The organism is Mannheimia sp. USDA-ARS-USMARC-1261 (assembly GCF_000521605.1).
Classification (GTDB): Bacteria; Pseudomonadota; Gammaproteobacteria; order Enterobacterales; family Pasteurellaceae; genus Mannheimia; species Mannheimia indoligenes.
The window spans coordinates 1,165,403-1,180,344 of record NZ_CP006942.1 but is presented as its reverse complement, the minus strand read 5'-3'; the positions used below and the strand labels follow the sequence as shown (position 1 = coordinate 1,180,344).

20 protein-coding genes and 1 tRNA gene are annotated in these 14,942 nt (G+C 38.3%); 11 read left to right on the top strand and 10 right to left on the bottom strand.

The window, feature by feature from the left end:
* The first annotated feature begins 26 nt into the window (after positions 1-26).
* Positions 27-764, top strand: coding sequence for a peptidoglycan editing factor PgeF (gene pgeF / locus X781_RS05795; RefSeq protein WP_025235947.1), 738 nt, complete (start codon positions 27-29; stop codon positions 762-764).
* 86 nt (positions 765-850) lie between these two features.
* A tRNA-Ile gene (locus X781_RS05790) sits at positions 851-926 on the top strand.
* 13 nt (positions 927-939) lie between these two features.
* Here X781_RS05790 and hpt read toward each other — a convergent pair.
* Both hpt and pmbA read right to left on the bottom strand, forming a co-directional pair.
* Positions 940-1,479, bottom strand: coding sequence for a hypoxanthine phosphoribosyltransferase (hpt, locus tag X781_RS05785; protein ID WP_025235946.1), 540 nt, complete (start codon positions 1,477-1,479; stop codon positions 940-942).
* A 57-nt stretch (positions 1,480-1,536) separates the two neighbouring features.
* Positions 1,537-2,886 (bottom strand): metalloprotease PmbA, encoded by a 1,350-nt coding sequence (gene pmbA, locus X781_RS05780; protein WP_025235945.1) that lies wholly within the window; start codon positions 2,884-2,886, stop codon positions 1,537-1,539.
* A gap of 100 nt (positions 2,887-2,986) precedes the next feature.
* Here pmbA and yjgA point away from each other — a divergent pair, with 100 nt between their 5' ends.
* Genes yjgA through X781_RS05755 form a run of 5 tightly spaced genes read left to right on the top strand, consistent with a single transcriptional unit; the run spans position 2,987 to position 5,613 of the window.
* Entirely contained in the window at positions 2,987-3,517 is a 531-nt protein-coding gene (gene yjgA / locus X781_RS05775) for a ribosome biogenesis factor YjgA (RefSeq protein ID WP_025235944.1), read from the top strand.
* 5 nt (positions 3,518-3,522) lie between these two features.
* Complete coding sequence (locus X781_RS05770; RefSeq protein WP_025235943.1) at positions 3,523-3,894, top strand: SirB2 family protein; 372 nt, start codon at positions 3,523-3,525, stop codon at positions 3,892-3,894.
* 7 nt (positions 3,895-3,901) lie between these two features.
* Positions 3,902-4,615 (top strand): DUF554 domain-containing protein, encoded by a 714-nt coding sequence (locus tag X781_RS05765; RefSeq protein ID WP_081732104.1) that lies wholly within the window; start codon positions 3,902-3,904, stop codon positions 4,613-4,615.
* A gap of 2 nt (positions 4,616-4,617) precedes the next feature.
* On the top strand, positions 4,618-5,181 hold the full coding sequence (locus X781_RS05760; RefSeq protein WP_025235941.1) for a UbiX family flavin prenyltransferase: 564 nt from the start codon (positions 4,618-4,620) through the stop codon (positions 5,179-5,181).
* Positions 5,182-5,613 (top strand): hypothetical protein, encoded by a 432-nt coding sequence (locus X781_RS05755; protein ID WP_025235940.1) that lies wholly within the window; start codon positions 5,182-5,184, stop codon positions 5,611-5,613. It begins immediately after the preceding gene.
* Between the two features lies 1 nt (position 5,614).
* Here the strand turns inward: X781_RS05755 and X781_RS05750 are convergent, their stop codons facing one another.
* Genes X781_RS05750 through X781_RS12390 form a run of 4 tightly spaced genes read right to left on the bottom strand, consistent with a single transcriptional unit; the run spans position 5,615 to position 7,759 of the window.
* The gene (locus X781_RS05750; protein ID WP_025235939.1) at positions 5,615-5,830 is read right to left on the bottom strand and encodes a sulfurtransferase TusA family protein; all 216 of its coding nucleotides are present in this window, start codon (positions 5,828-5,830) and stop codon (positions 5,615-5,617) included.
* 49 nt (positions 5,831-5,879) lie between these two features.
* Complete coding sequence (locus X781_RS05745) at positions 5,880-6,392, bottom strand: hemerythrin domain-containing protein (protein ID WP_025235938.1); 513 nt, start codon at positions 6,390-6,392, stop codon at positions 5,880-5,882.
* Positions 6,393-6,404: 12 nt separating this feature from the next.
* A complete protein-coding gene (tgt, locus tag X781_RS05740) occupies positions 6,405-7,559 on the bottom strand; it encodes a tRNA guanosine(34) transglycosylase Tgt (RefSeq protein ID WP_025235937.1) in 1,155 nt (384 codons plus the stop codon).
* 59 nt (positions 7,560-7,618) lie between these two features.
* The gene (locus tag X781_RS12390) at positions 7,619-7,759 is read right to left on the bottom strand and encodes a hypothetical protein (protein ID WP_200865324.1); all 141 of its coding nucleotides are present in this window, start codon (positions 7,757-7,759) and stop codon (positions 7,619-7,621) included.
* A gap of 92 nt (positions 7,760-7,851) precedes the next feature.
* On the opposite strand from X781_RS12390, the gene X781_RS05735 reads away from it, so the two are divergent.
* The 3 genes from X781_RS05735 (at position 7,852) to X781_RS05725 (ending at position 9,747) form a co-directional block, all read left to right on the top strand.
* Positions 7,852-8,424 (top strand): DUF1439 domain-containing protein, encoded by a 573-nt coding sequence (locus X781_RS05735; RefSeq protein ID WP_025235936.1) that lies wholly within the window; start codon positions 7,852-7,854, stop codon positions 8,422-8,424.
* Positions 8,425-8,528: 104 nt separating this feature from the next.
* Complete coding sequence (cspD, locus tag X781_RS05730) at positions 8,529-8,747, top strand: cold shock domain-containing protein CspD (protein WP_025235935.1); 219 nt, start codon at positions 8,529-8,531, stop codon at positions 8,745-8,747.
* Between the two features lie 88 nt (positions 8,748-8,835).
* The gene (locus X781_RS05725) at positions 8,836-9,747 is read left to right on the top strand and encodes a DMT family transporter (protein WP_025235934.1); all 912 of its coding nucleotides are present in this window, start codon (positions 8,836-8,838) and stop codon (positions 9,745-9,747) included.
* A 63-nt stretch (positions 9,748-9,810) separates the two neighbouring features.
* Here the strand turns inward: X781_RS05725 and X781_RS05720 are convergent, their stop codons facing one another.
* The 3 genes from X781_RS05720 to ppx all read right to left on the bottom strand — a co-directional run bounded on the left by X781_RS05720 (position 9,811) and on the right by ppx (position 12,875).
* A complete protein-coding gene (locus tag X781_RS05720) occupies positions 9,811-10,680 on the bottom strand; it encodes a MurR/RpiR family transcriptional regulator (protein ID WP_025235933.1) in 870 nt (289 codons plus the stop codon).
* Positions 10,681-10,689: 9 nt separating this feature from the next.
* The gene (gene nanQ / locus X781_RS05715) at positions 10,690-11,154 is read right to left on the bottom strand and encodes an N-acetylneuraminate anomerase (RefSeq protein WP_025235932.1); all 465 of its coding nucleotides are present in this window, start codon (positions 11,152-11,154) and stop codon (positions 10,690-10,692) included.
* Between the two features lie 218 nt (positions 11,155-11,372).
* Positions 11,373-12,875 (bottom strand): exopolyphosphatase, encoded by a 1,503-nt coding sequence (ppx, locus tag X781_RS05710; RefSeq protein WP_025235931.1) that lies wholly within the window; start codon positions 12,873-12,875, stop codon positions 11,373-11,375.
* Between the two features lie 192 nt (positions 12,876-13,067).
* On the opposite strand from ppx, the gene X781_RS05705 reads away from it, so the two are divergent.
* Positions 13,068-13,397, top strand: coding sequence for a DUF496 family protein (locus X781_RS05705; protein WP_025235930.1), 330 nt, complete (start codon positions 13,068-13,070; stop codon positions 13,395-13,397).
* A 65-nt stretch (positions 13,398-13,462) separates the two neighbouring features.
* Here the strand turns inward: X781_RS05705 and nagE are convergent, their stop codons facing one another.
* Positions 13,463-14,911, bottom strand: a complete 1,449-nt coding sequence (nagE, locus tag X781_RS05700; RefSeq protein WP_025235929.1) for an N-acetylglucosamine-specific PTS transporter subunit IIBC — start codon at positions 14,909-14,911, stop codon at positions 13,463-13,465.
* Positions 14,912-14,942 lie beyond the last annotated feature (31 nt).

Genomic DNA, 14,942 nt, shown 5'->3' with positions numbered 1-14,942 from the left:
GGTTGTTTTTTAGAGATTTTTTGCAAATGGATAACATTATCCCAAATTGGAATATTCCCAAGCATATTCACGCATTTACTACTGTTAGAACCGGCGGAGTAAGTAAGCCGCCTTTTGATAGTTTTAATTTAGGCGACCACGTCAATGACTCCCCTGAAGATGTTGCTCAAAACCGTGCATTGCTTGTGGAGAAATTTCATTTACCACAATCTCCGCTATTTCTAACACAAACACATAGCACAAGAGTGCTTGAACTCCCCTACTCAGGCGAAGACATTGAGGCTGATGCAGTTTATACCAATCAGCCCAACCAAGTCTGTTTAGTGATGACCGCAGATTGTTTGCCTGTACTTTTTGTCAGTAAAGATGGAGAAGAAATTGCAGCCGCCCACGCAGGCTGGCGAGGATTATGCGATGGCGTGCTAGAAGCAACCGTTGAAAAATTTCAATGTCCAAGCAACGAAATTTCAGCTTGGTTAGGTCCTGCAATCGGAGCAAAAGCCTTCCAAGTCGGAAAAGAAGTAATTGAACAATTCTGTGCGTTTGATCCAAGAGCAGAAGAAGCTTTTATTCAAGATAACTCTACAAGCGGTAAGTTTTTGGGAAATCTTTACCAAATTGCCACTCAACGCCTCAATAAACTTGGCATTACCGAGATTTCAGGCGGAGAATACTGCACCTATACCCAAGAAGATTTATTTTTCTCTTATCGTAGGGATAAGCAAACAGGACGAATGGCAACCTTAATTTGGAAAGAAGAATAATATTCCACCTCGCTTAATAATTAACCGAGTAATCTTCTGCTACTAGACGACTACTCGGTTTTTCTCTATAATCCACATCACTTTATCCCCCCATAGCTCAGTGGTTAGAGCAGGCGACTCATAATCGCTTGGTCGCTGGTTCAAGTCCGGCTGGGGGGACCATCTATACTATTAATTACTCTTCAATCACCACTTTCCCGATATAATCTAAATTACGGTATTTTTGAGCGTAATCGATACCATAGCCAACTACAAATTCATCCGGAATTTCAAAACCTACCCATTTTACAGGAACATCTACTTCGCGACGGGAAGGTTTATCAAGTAAAGTACAAATTGTAAGAGAATTTGGATCGCGTAATTTGAGAATTTCCCCTACTTTGCTTAAAGTGAAGCCGGTATCAATAATATCTTCTACAATCAAGACATCTTTTCCTTGAATATCGCCATCTAAATCTTTCAGAATTTTTACATCACGGCTGGATTCCGTACTACTTCCATAGCTTGATGCAGTTAAAAAATCCACTTCCACAGGTAACTCAAGCTTTCTCACTAAATCTGCCATAAACATAAATGAGCCACGTAACAAGCCGACCACAACAAGATTTTGGCACTGTTTTTGCTGATAATATTGATTGATTTCTTTTGCTAACTCATTAATGCGAGTTAATACTTCATCTTTAGAGTATAAGGTTTCGATATGGTGTTTTTTCATTGATTTCTCCAAATAAAATTGATTACAAGCGGGCTTTTTTACTAAAAATTTTGCAAATTATTCGCCCGAAACCATCATTTTTTCTAATAAAATTGATCCGGTTTGAATGTTTGAGCGGTATTCAATATCATCGCTCACAGCCACTAAATGTTTATACATATCCTGTAGCTGTCCTGCAATAGTGATTTCCGCTACAGGGTATTGAATTTCGCCGTTCTCGACCCAGAAACCTGCAGCACCACGTGAATATTCACCTGTAACGCTATTAATTGCTGAACCAAGCATTTCTGTTACTAATAAGCCCGACCCCATCTCTTTGAGTAAAGCATTTAAGCCACCTTGACGATTAGGCTTAACTAGCCAGTTATGAATGCCGCCTGCGTGTCCTGTGCTTTTCAAGCCCATTTTTCGCCCGGAGTAACTTGTCATTAAATAAGTTTGTAGCACACCATCAGTAATAATTTCACGGTTTTGCGTGATAACGCCTTCGCTATCAAAAGCAGAAGAGGCTAACTGGCGTAACAAGTGCGGACGTTCTGAAATCGCAAACCAGTCAGGCAAAATTTGTTCACCTAATTTATCTAATAAGAAACTGGATTTACGGTATAACGCCCCGCCGCTAATTGCTGCTGCCAAGTGCCCGATTAAGCCTGTTGCTACATCATTGTAAAAAATCACCGGCATTTCGGCAGTCTTAATTCGTTGTGGGTTAAGTCTCTCTACCGCTTTAATTGCCGCTTGTTCGCCCACCCATTTTGCAGGTCGCAATTTGCCAAACTCACGAGAAATAGTGTACTCATAATCACGCTCCAGTTGGTCTTTATATTCTGAAATAAGGCTACAAGAAAGTGAATAGCGGCTGGAAAGATAGCTCTGTAGCATTCCGTGCGTATTGCCATAAACGCGTACGCCACTATGAGAATTAAAGGTTGCTCCCTCACTGTTTACAATGTGATCATCAGTATTCAAACCATAATGTTCAGCTTCAATCGCAAGTTCTACCGCTTGATCAACAGAAATATCGGCTTGATGATAAAGATCTAAATCAGGAGCGTCAAACGCTAACATCTCTTTATCAGCAAGTCCTGTACAATCATCCTCTGACGTATATTTGGCAATAGCTAATGCCGCTTCTACCGTTTTTTGAATAGAGGCTGGTTGTAGATCAGATGTTGAGGCATTGCCTTTGCGTTTGCCTAAATAGACCGAAATCCCAAGCGAGCCATCATTATTGAATTCAATGTTTTCCACTTGTTCCAAACGGCTTGAAACCGAAAGCCCAGCCACTTTTGTAATGCCAACTTCTGCTTCTGCACCTGCTTTTTTTGCAAAATTTAAGGCAAATTCAACCGCTTGTTGTAATTCCTGTTCTTGCTGTTGTAAAGTTTGTTTATCTGTAATCGACATTCTTTTTCCATTAATGATTTCAATTTGTTGGAATATATTCTAACTCAAATTTCTGCTAGAATATGGCATTTTTTAGAATTTATACGAAAAAGGATAGAGAATGGCTAGAAAACGTAGCAAAAATGAGATTGACTGGACAGATGATGATGAAGAAATCATCTGGGTCAGTAAAAGTGAAATTAAACGAGATTCCGAGCATTTAAAAAAAATTGGAGCAGAGTTAATTGAATTAACACCGCAAAATTTAGAAAAAATTCCGCTTGATGATGAGCTAAAAGAGGCAATTCGCCAAGCACAAGGGTTTAAAATGGAAGCTCGCCGTCGCCAAATTCAATTTATCGGGAAATTATTGCGAAATCGAGATCCTGAACCTATTCAAGAAGCGTTAGATAAAGTGAAAAATCGCCATAATCAGCAACAGGCGTTGTTGCATAAACTAGAATTAGTGCGAGATCAACTCATTGCAATGGGTGATGCTTCCCTTGATAATTTGTTAAATGAATATCCGAGTTTAGATCGCCAGCATTTACGCAATTTAATTCGTGGGGCAATTAAAGAGCGTGAGACGAATAAACCGGCTAAAAATTATCGTGAAATTTATCAATATTTAAAAACTGAAATTGCGGAGTAATTATTATGGAGTACCTATCAACTATTCTTAAAGCCCATTTTGGCTTAGCTTACATCAGCTTAGTATTATTGCTAGTGCGTGGTTTTTTAGCCGCTAAAGCGGTTGATTGGAGACAATATGCCGTTTTACGGATTGCACCTCATATTGTTGATACCATTTTATTGGTAACCGGTATTGCTGCGGTCGTTATTTTTCTCTCGTATGAATTTTTTACCTTAGCACAATTTAGCTGGTTATTACCTAAAGTGTTATTTTTAGTGCTATACATTGTTTTTGCCACTAAAGCCTTCAAAAAAGGACAGCCGTTCTCATTAAAATTCTATTTACTTTCAGTATTCTCATTTATGATGATTATGCTTACTGCAACATTTAAATAGGATTATTATGCTCGGACCTTTTGTTAATGCAGGAGCAGTTATTTTAGGCGGTTTATTAGGGGCTTATTTAGGTAGTCGTCTACCTGAACGGCTTCGCATCACATTACCGCTGATCTTTGGTTTATGCTGTTTCGGCTTAGGAATGATGCTAACTGCTTCGGTAAAATATATGTCTGCCGTTGCACTAGCCTTAATTCTTGGCACAATTATTGGCGAGTTAATCTATCTTGAAAAGAAGATCGGAAAAGCCGCGAGCTCAGCACAAAGTATAATCAATAATATTTTTCCGCCAAGACATTCACTTTCTCAAGAAGAATTTCTAGAAAAATTTATTGCGATTCTCGTGCTTTTCTGTGTAAGTGGAACAGGCATTTTTGGTGCAATAAACGAAGGGATAACAGGCGATCCAAGTATTCTATACATTAAATCTATCTTGGATTTCTTTACGGCAATGATCTTTGCAACATCATTAGGTTATGTTGTTACGACCGTTGCCCTACCACTTGTGATGATTCAAGTGATATTGGTTTTGCTTGCATCAATCATAATGCCGCTTACCACACCGAATATGTTAGCTGATTTTTCGGCAACAGGGGGATTACTCCTCTTTGCAACAGGTTTTCGCATTTGTGGAATTAAAACTTTCCCGGTGGCAAATATGTTGCCTGCATTACTTTTAGCGATGCCAATCTCTTATCTTTGGGAACAATTAGTGAGTTAATAATGAAAAAGCGTATTATTGTCGGCATTAGCGGTGCAAGCGGTTTTCAATACGGCTATAAAGTGCTTGAGTTACTCAAGCCTTTTGACGATATTGAAACCCATCTGGTCATCACAAAAGGGGCTGAACTTACCCGAACACTGGAGACAGATTATGAACGGGAAACCTTATACCATTTAGCTGATGAAGTGCATTCTCTGCACAATGTAGGAGCAAGCATTGCAAGTGGCTCATTTAAAACCGCAGGTATGATTATTGCTCCTTGCTCTATGCGAACACTTGCCTCTATTGCGAATGGTTTTAGCGATAATCTACTTACCCGTGCCGCTGATGTAGTGCTAAAAGAACGCCGTAAATTGGTCTTGATGGTAAGAGAAGCTCCACTTAATCTTGCTCACATTGATAATATGCGAAAAGTCACTGAAATGGGCGGAATTATTTTCCCTCCTATTCCTGCCTTTTATCAAAAGCCAACTAACCTTGATGAGATGGTAACCCATAGCGTTGCTCACGCTCTTTCACTGTTAGATATTGAAATTCCTAATATCCCACATTGGGGGGAGTAAATGTCCTCTCTACCCCAAAATATTGTTGAATTTATTCAATCTCATCACGTTGTGAATTTTGCTACTCATAACCAAACTGATTTTTGGTCGGCAAGCTGTTTTTACGCCTTTGATGCCGAAAATATCCGCTTGATTATTTTAACCGCCAAAACGACCCAACACGCAATGTTGATGTTAGAGAATCCGCATATTGTCGGCACGATTTGCAATCAAGTGGAAAATATCAGCGAAATTGAAGGCGTGCAGTTTTCAGCCATTACAAACTGCTTGGAAGATGAGCATACAAGAAACATCGCTTTGCAAATTTATTACGAAAAACACCCGCTTGCACGCTTAAAACCAAGCGATGTGTGGGAACTTTCTTTTAATACGATCAAACATACAAGCAATAAAATAATATTTGCAAAAAAGACGATTTGGGAAAGAGAATAGATTATTTGGTAAAAATAACCCGATTTTCGACCGCTTGTTCGATAATTTCAAATTGCCAATTCTGCTCTTGAGCAAGCAATTCAAAATCAGTAAGACTACTCTGCTGATTAAGCACCAGCTCTAAACTATCTCCTTTTTTAAGATCGTTCATCGCTTTTTTAGTCATTAATAAGGGAAGCGGACAACTATAGCCTGTTAAATCTAAGGAATATTTCATCGTTTTGACATACAAAAGGCGAACAATTCGTTCGCCTTATTCATTGAAATTATAATTTACGGCGGTCTGCCATAATTTTACCCATCGCCGAGAGCTTATCTTCTGCTAAATACTCACGCCCTAGCTCGAAAAGTGGCTCTTCAATCGCAATATGCACGTCATAACCTGCCACAAAACGCTCGATTAAGTCTCTATCGATATTTTCTCGTTCGCCTGCGAGCAAAGCTTCAAGCTGTGCAGATAAATCGTCCCAGTTTTTATGCAAATGAACGTGCTGGCGTTCTAACTCATCCACATCAGTTTGAGCTTGAGGCTGCACTTTAATCAACTCTGGGAAGAAATCATCTTCTTCGTCTTCGTGATGAAGAGGAGCGGATATGTTGAAGTAATTTAAGATCTGCTGAACATCATTTTTTACTGCCTGGTTTACCCCATTCTTTTCAAGGTAATCAGGCAAAATTTGCAATTGTTTGCAGAAACTTTTTACTTTGCTATGGCAAGCATACAACATATCAATGGGTTCAGCCCAGCTTGCAAAGGTTTGCGGTTCAAGTTGTTGCATATAAACTCCTTGTTACTCCTGATTATTCACTTCAGATTGTAAAGGTGGCACGTCTTTGCCAATTCGGGCATAGAATTCAACTACAAAATCATCAAATCGATCATCTTCAATGGCTTGGCGAATTTCTGCCATTAGGCGTTGATAATAGCGTAAATTGTGAATGGTGTTTAATCTTGCCCCTAAAATTTCACCACATTTATCTAAATGATATAAGTAGGCTTTAGTGTAATTTTTACAAGTGTAGCAATCACATTCCGGATCTAACGGTGTGGTATCTTCACGATATTTTGCATTACGGATTTTTACAATGCCGTTAGTTACAAATAAATGACCATTACGAGCATTACGGGTTGGCATTACGCAGTCAAACATATCAATACCACGACGAACACCTTCTACCAAATCTTCCGGTTTACCTACGCCCATTAAGTAGCGAGGTTTATCTGCCGGAATTTGTGGGCAAACGTATTCTAAAATACGATGCATATCTTCTTTCGGTTCGCCAACGGCTAATCCACCTACTGCATAACCATCAAAGCCGATTTCAACCAATTTTTCAACCGAAACCTTACGCAATTCTTCATATACTCCGCCTTGAATAATACCAAATAACGCATTTGGGTTTTCTAGTTCATCAAAGCGATCACGTGAGCGTTTTGCCCAACGTAATGACATTTCCATTGATTTTTTCGCATAATCAAAGGTTGCTGGATAAGGAGTGCATTCATCAAAAATCATTACTATGTCTGAACCAAGATCGTATTGGATCTCCATTGATTTTTCAGGCGAAAGGAAAATTTTCTCACCACTAATCGGGTTTTGGAACGTAACGCCTTCTTCTTTAATTTTACGCAATTTGCCTAAACTAAATACTTGGAAACCGCCTGAGTCTGTTAAAATTGGACCGTGCCATTGCATAAAATCGTGCAGATCGCCGTGCATTTTCATCACTTCTTGACCCGGACGAAGCCAAAGATGGAAAGTATTACCCAACAGAATTTGAGCTCCTGTTGCCGCAACTTCTTCAGGGGTCATACCCTTAACTGTGCCGTATGTTCCAACAGGCATAAATGCGGGAGTTTCAACGTGAAATTCTCCTCTCGGGCGATTGAATGTTAGACGCCCACGACGAGCGTTACCACTTGTTTTTTTTAATTCGTACTTCATTTTCTATCCACAAATAAACAGTTCGTGAAAGCGGTCAAAATCCGCTAAAAATTTACAAATTAGAATCTAAAGCCTGTGCCAACGCCTAAGCCGATTCCAACACCATTTGAGCCACCACCGACTCCTACATTACCCCCCACGCCAGTTGATGAGCAAGCAACAATAGTTAAAATGCTAACGCATAATAAGAATTTTTTCATTTTTTGTATGTCCTAACATAAAATATGGGCTATGATAGCCAAGTACATTTTACCTTGTTTAAACTATTAAACCTAATTTTAAAGAATAAATTATGAAAATTTTACGCAAATTTACCGCTTTATTTATTGCATCAGCCGCAATACTTTCGGCTAATGCCAATATGCTGAGTATTAGTGAACAGGAAATTAATGATTATTTAGCAACTAAATTAAGTGAAAAAGTACCTCTTCAAGATAAAGTCGGTATTCCGCAGTTATTTGAATTAGATTATCGCCTTCATTCACTCACTAGCCAAATTGGTAGAACAAAAGAAAAGAAAGTTGCCATTTCAGGGGCAGTGGATGGCATTTTAAAAGCCAGAGGCAAAAAATATGATGCTTCGATTCATTTAAATATGGACACTACGCCCTACTACGATCCACAAAGAGGTGCATTATTCTTAAAAGATGTACGATTGCTGAGCTGGTCTGCAACGCCAGCCAAATATCAGTCTGAGCTTCAAATGTTCTTACCGATGCTTGCAGAAGGATTAGCCGGTTTTTTAAACAGCACACCTGTTTACACCTTAGATGAAAGTAAAATGAAAGAAGCGATGGTTAAAAAATTTGGTAAAGCAATAGTCGTGGAAGATGGGAGCATCAGATTAGAAACATCAATTTTCTAAAAATTTTTGTGATCTCTGTCTAATTTCCACACTTTGATAGTTGAGCTTTTAAGCATTTTATTTACAATCCGATTATCGTCATTCATTTATTTAGGGAGATTTATATGGATATCGGTATTGTTAAATGGTTTAACAATGTAAAAGGATTTGGTTTTATTACATCGGATGTATGTGAGGGTGATATTTTCGCTCATTTTTCTGAAATCAAAACAGAAGGCTATCGCTCATTAAAAGTGGGGCAAAAAGTACAATTTGAATTAGTACAAGGCGATAGAGGTGCATCAGCTACCAACATTACCCCTCTTGATGAAAAAACATCATAATCTGCTGTAAAATAACCACTTTTCTTGCTATTCTACGCACATTTCTTATGCCTTAACGCTCGGTGTTAAACCGAGCTATATGTAATTTATGCCTCTTTCTCATCAGTTAATCTTCACTAATCTGCTCTATGTTTTGGGTATTGGTTTAAATATCGTATTGCTGCGATTTTTAAGCCTACATTTTGATCCACTTAATAACAATGGTGTTAGATTTCTTGTAGGCGGTTTAGCCTTATTATTGTTGATTCTATGGAAATTCCGTTCATCACTCACTCAGTTTGTTAGAAGCCCGAAACTGATTGCAATTGCGTTATTTGTCGGATTAATGATGTCTGCCAATATGTATTTTTGGTTAAAAGGAGTGAAAATTACCAGTGCAGTTACCGCCTCAATTTTTGGCGTATTAGCAATGCCCTTCGGCGTAATCATTGCAGCTCTATTCTTTAAAGATGAAAGGGAAAGGATTAAAAATAAACGTTTTTGGTTTGGCTCAGTCTTAACCATTCTTGGTTCATTAGGCTTTGTCTGGTATGGCAAAACTATTTCTGTAGGAGAAGGGTTTGTTTTAGGCTCATTTTTCCTATTTCTTTCGATTATTATCCGCAATATTCAAAATTTAGTCGTAAAATTCAGCCGAGAGCTTAACGTTTTTACGCTAAGCTGTGTAACCTCATTAACCACCTCCATTTCAAGCCTGTTACTAAGCCTACAAGCGGGCAAAATTGATGAAATTTTTGCAACGCCAAGCTGGCTTTTATTCACGCTAATAGCTGTGGGTATTTATGCTATTGTTGCTGGAATGGTGCTTACATTTCATATAATCCAAACTCAAGGTCTGGTAACTTATCAAGTCTTGGAGCTATTAATGCCCGTTTCAACTGCCATTATTGCTTACATTGTACTCGGCGAACGCATTTCTATGGCACAAATGGGCTTTGCCTGTGTTGTTATTTTTGGCTCAAGCGTCGCATTAAAATTAGTAAAATTTAAGAAAAAATAGACCGCTTGTAATATGAGAAAACCTTTGTCTAATCAAATTAACCAAAGGTTTTCTTATTTAAGTCTAGCCTTTAACTCTCTGCTCTAAAATCACGTTCAAGGTTTTTTGTTTTTGTTTTAAGGCATTTTCAGGCTCAGCTTTTACTAACAAGGTGTAAATTAAATCCAATACAAAAAGTTGCGACATTTTTGTACCGATAGAGTCCCCTTGCATATGCCCTTGTCGATTACCATTAATTAATACATAATTTGCTTCTTCCGTTACAGGGGAACGCAAGTTATGCGTAATTGCAACTGTAGTAGCTTTATTAGCCCGAGAGAAACGGAGTGATTTCACCACTTCCTCAGAATACCCCGAGTGGCTTATACCAATGACTAAATCACCTTCTTCAACAAGAGCAGCTTGCATATACATAAAATGGTTGTTGGTTACTGCATCAGTTTGTAGCCCGATACGCATTAATTTATGCTTAGCATCTTCTGCCGTTAGCCCTGAAGAGCCTACACCGAATAAAAATATTCTTTTAGCTTTTCGTAACTCCTGTACAACTTTTTCCAGTACATCAAAATCAAGTAGATTAATGGTTTCACTAATTGCACTATCCAAACTGTTTTTTAGTTTATTAGCAATATCTTTTGATGTGTCTCCTTCAGATACATCTGTATCTAACAAAACACGTTTATCTTGATTTTGAGTAGCAAGTTCTATTGCCAATTCCAATTTGAAATCGGTATAGCCTTTAAATCCTAACGTACGACAAAAACGAATAAACGTTGCCTCACCGACATCTAAGTGCTTCGAAACTTCAGATAAAGAACATTGGCTCAGTAATTCGGGTTGAGATAAAATTACCGCTGCTATTTTCTTTTCCGTTTTTGTCAAACTGCTTTGTAGAGAACTAATTGTATTCAGAATTTTTCCTCTAGCAGACATTTTCGCCTCCTATAGTAATTCCACAGGTACTTTTACCACTAATTTTTTTAATACGTTGTTACTATTTACTGAATTACCCGGTTTATGTGGTTCGTAAGGTAAGAAAATAGCAAACATATTTGGTTTAAGTACAACTTCATTTTTATCATCAATCGCATCGGTGAGCTGGTAGTCATCTTCATCACGGTATTCATCATATTTTGATAAATCAGGCTGGCTTAAGCCGTATTCAATCATCTCTTCACCTTCAATCAATAATTGAATATCCACAAATTTGCGGTGCATTTCCGCTTTTTTACCTTCTGCCGGAGTGGTTTCAAATGACATCACATTCATACGAATACCGTCTTCTAAGTCCTGCCAGCCCAGTTCTAAATTAGCTAAATCTAAACTTTTTAATTTGCCGCAAAGTTTTGCAAATATAGGTGGTAATGATTTTGCGTAATCATCTCTTGATAAATCGGCTAATAACATAAGATTTCCCTCAATCTATTCATAAAATATGCTATGACGTATTACTCCACAAACACTCATTTATGAAGATATACTCCAATAAAAGAAGAATAATTGCTTAACAGAATAATCTCAATAAGAAAATTTCAAAAATGCGAAGTAGATCAAATTTTATTAGCAAAGGAAATCATTAACGCCTTAATGGCGTTAATGAAAATAGTGAATGAAGATTATCTTTATTAAGAAATAGTTAAAGAAAGATCTGCCGTAGATAATGTCTTTTGCTCATCTTCTAGATCAGCTAATACTAATGGGTTCTGGCTTAAAAAGCTCTCATTAAATACTAAATTCCAATCGTTATTTTCAATGGTAAGAAAAATCTGCTTTGGCTCAATCGTGGCTTGACGGGAACGATTAAGTAGCACCGCTAACCTAAATAAACGAACTAGGGTTAAGATATCACGATATTGGTAGCGATTAATGCTACGAATATCAGAACGTTTGAATCCTTTAAGATGATACCGCATTAACACCGCTAACAATGTCTGTTGTTCAAAATCAAAACCCGGTAAATCTCTATTTGAAATCAAATAAGCGGAGTGGCGATGAACATTATTATGATTAACTACAATACCAATTTCGTGCAATAGACTTGCCCACTTCAGCATAGAACGAAAATCTTCAATTTGGCGACGATTTTTCCAACATCTAATTTGGTCAAAAAGTATAAATGCTGTTTTTTCTACTCTTGCGGCTTGTTTTTTATCTAAATCAAACTGCTCAACTAAAGCTTCGGCTGTGCGTTGGCGAATATCGCCTACTTGGAAACTTTTTTCCAACCCATACATCACCCCCTCTCGCAAAGCACCGTTAGAATAACGCAAAGTCTCAATTTTAAAAGTATGGAAAAGTGCTAATAAAATAGCTAAACCAGGCACTAATACATCTGCTCGTTCTTCCAATAGCCCTCGCATTTTTATGTCGTGTAACGATTTAAATTCCAAACATAAATCAATCATTTTTTGCAAACGAGGTTCGGTAATTAATCCATCACGATAGCCATTAGCAATGAGAACTTGATGAACGGTTTTGATTGTGCCTGAAGAACCCAGTGCGTGTTCCCAGCCTAATTCTTGATATTCCCACATCAAATCTTCAATTTTTTCCATTGCAAGTTGATAAGCACTATCAAAAAGCTCAATAGTTAGCTCACCTTTTGGGAAAAAACGTTTAGCAAAACTTACACACCCCATATGACGACTTTCCGCCCGAATTGGATTAAAGTTGTCGCCAATGGTAATTTCTGTTGAACCACCACCAATATCTACTACGAGTTTTCTACCCGTTTCAGATTGTGTGTGGCTAACCCCTGAATAAATCAATCGGGCTTCTTCTTGCCCCGAAATAATAGAGATAGAATAAGGAAAAACCGCTTTTGCTTGGTCAAGAAAATCTTGTTTATTTGAAGCTCTTCGTAGCGTATAAGTACCGACTACCTTCACATTCTCCGGAGAAAAGCCTTTTAAGCGTTTAGCAAATAATGCCAAGCAATCGACACCTCTGTCGATAGCTTCTTGACTAAGTATTAAATTTTCATCAAGCCCATCGGCTAATCGGACACGGCGTTTAAGACGAGAAAGGACTTGAATTGAGCCATTCACAATACGGGCTACAATCATATGAAAGCTGTTTGAGCCTAAATCAATTGCAGCAAATTCACGAGGAGCGATATTTGATGACATAACAAAATCCCTTAATAACTATAAATGATAAGATATTACCATTTTTAAGCTAAATATCACTACAAAATTTAACGAACTTTTTGATAACAGATTTAAATCATAAAATTAACACAAAATTTTTTGACGAATTGGCAGAAAAAGACTAGGATTTACTTAATTATTTTCAATAAAACTCAACTAAGAGAGGTCTTTATGTCTGAAGTCAATAAATCATTCCACGATATGTTGGAATATGTGCATCTTTATCGTCTAAAAAACAAATTACACCGAGAAACTGCTGATAACGATCGCAAAATTCGTGATAACCAAAAACGTGTATTGTTATTGGATAATCTAACCCAATACATTACAGATGAAATGTCTATTGAAGAAATTCGAGTTATTATTGCCAATATGCGTGATGACTACGAAAACCGTGTTGATGATTATATGATTCGTAACGCAGAACTGTCAAAACAACGCCGTGAAATTCGCCAAAAAATGGCTGCACATAAACAAGCACCAACAAATAAAAAAGCATAAAATTCAAGCGGTCAATTTCTTGCAAAATTTTGCGAAAAATTGACCGCTTGTTTATTGATTCAGTTTTAAAGTTTCTTCATTGCATCTGCAACAAATTCCGCTTCTGTTCCCAAAATCACTTGGAACGCATTTTCCCCTAATTTGATATTGCCTTTCGAACCCAATACTTTTAATTGTGCATCATTGACTTTCGACATATCCGCTAGAGTTAAACGTAAACGGGTAATACAAGCATCAATATTGAGCAAGTTTTCTTTACCGCCTAAAGCATCAATAAACTGTTTTGCTCGTTCTTGATGAGATGTGGTATTGACCGCTTGTGTTTCAGTATCGTCTTCACGTCCCGGCGTTTTTAAGTTAAACGCACGAATTACAATGCGGAATAACGCATAGTAAATCACAGCGAACACCAAACCTTGCACCAACAACATATACCATTGAACGGCAAGCGGGTTGCGGCTAGATAACACTAAGTCCACTAAACCTGCACTAAAGCCAAAGCCTGCAATCCACTCCATTGAAGCGGCAATATACACCGAAAGCCCGGTTAATAATGCGTGCACCACATAAAGCACAGGGGCTACAAACATAAAGGCAAACTCAAGTGGCTCAGTAATACCGGTGAAGAATGAAGCTAAAGCCGCCGCAAACATAATTGATGCAACTTGCACTTTTTTAGCCGGTTTTGCACTATGATAAATCGCTAATGCCGCTGCCGGTAAACCAAACATCATCACAGGGAAGAAGCCGGCTTGGTACATACCGGTTACACCTACTACTGCTTTACCTTCCGCTAACGACTTCGCTCCTCCTAAGAAGTTTGGTATATCGTTAATACCTGCTACATCAAACCAGAACACCGAGTTAAGTGCGTGGTGTAAGCCAACAGGAATTAATAAACGGTTGAAGAAAGCATAAATACCTGCACCGACTGAACCCATATCTTTGATTGATTCACCAAAAGATACTAATCCACCAAAAATCACCGGCCATACGTACAATAGAATAAACGCAACCACGATCATCACAACCGATACAACAATCGGCACTAAACGTTTACCGCTAAAGAAGGATAACGCTTTCGGCAATTCCACTTGGTAGAAACGGTTATAAAGTTCCGCTGAAATCACACCCACTAAAATCCCGATAAATTGGTTGTTGATTTTGCCGAATGCTGCCGGTACTTGATCGACTGCAATGCCTTGTAATTGTGCTACCGCTCCTGGTGCAAGTAAGGTGGTGATGACTAAATAGCCTACTAAACCAGACAACGCAGCTGCACCGTCTTTTTCTTTAGACATACCAAAGGCAACACCCACCGCAAATAAAATGGACATATTATCAATGATTGCCGCCCCTGATTTGATCAGTAACGCTGCCAGCTGGCTGTTTGCCCCCCAGCCGTCCGGGTCGATCCAATAACCAATCCCCATTAATAGTGCCGCTGCCGGTAAAGCCGCCACAGGCACCATTAAGGCTCTACCGATTTTTTGTAGATAACCTAAAACACTCATACAAACCTCCAATTAATTAACTCATATTGAG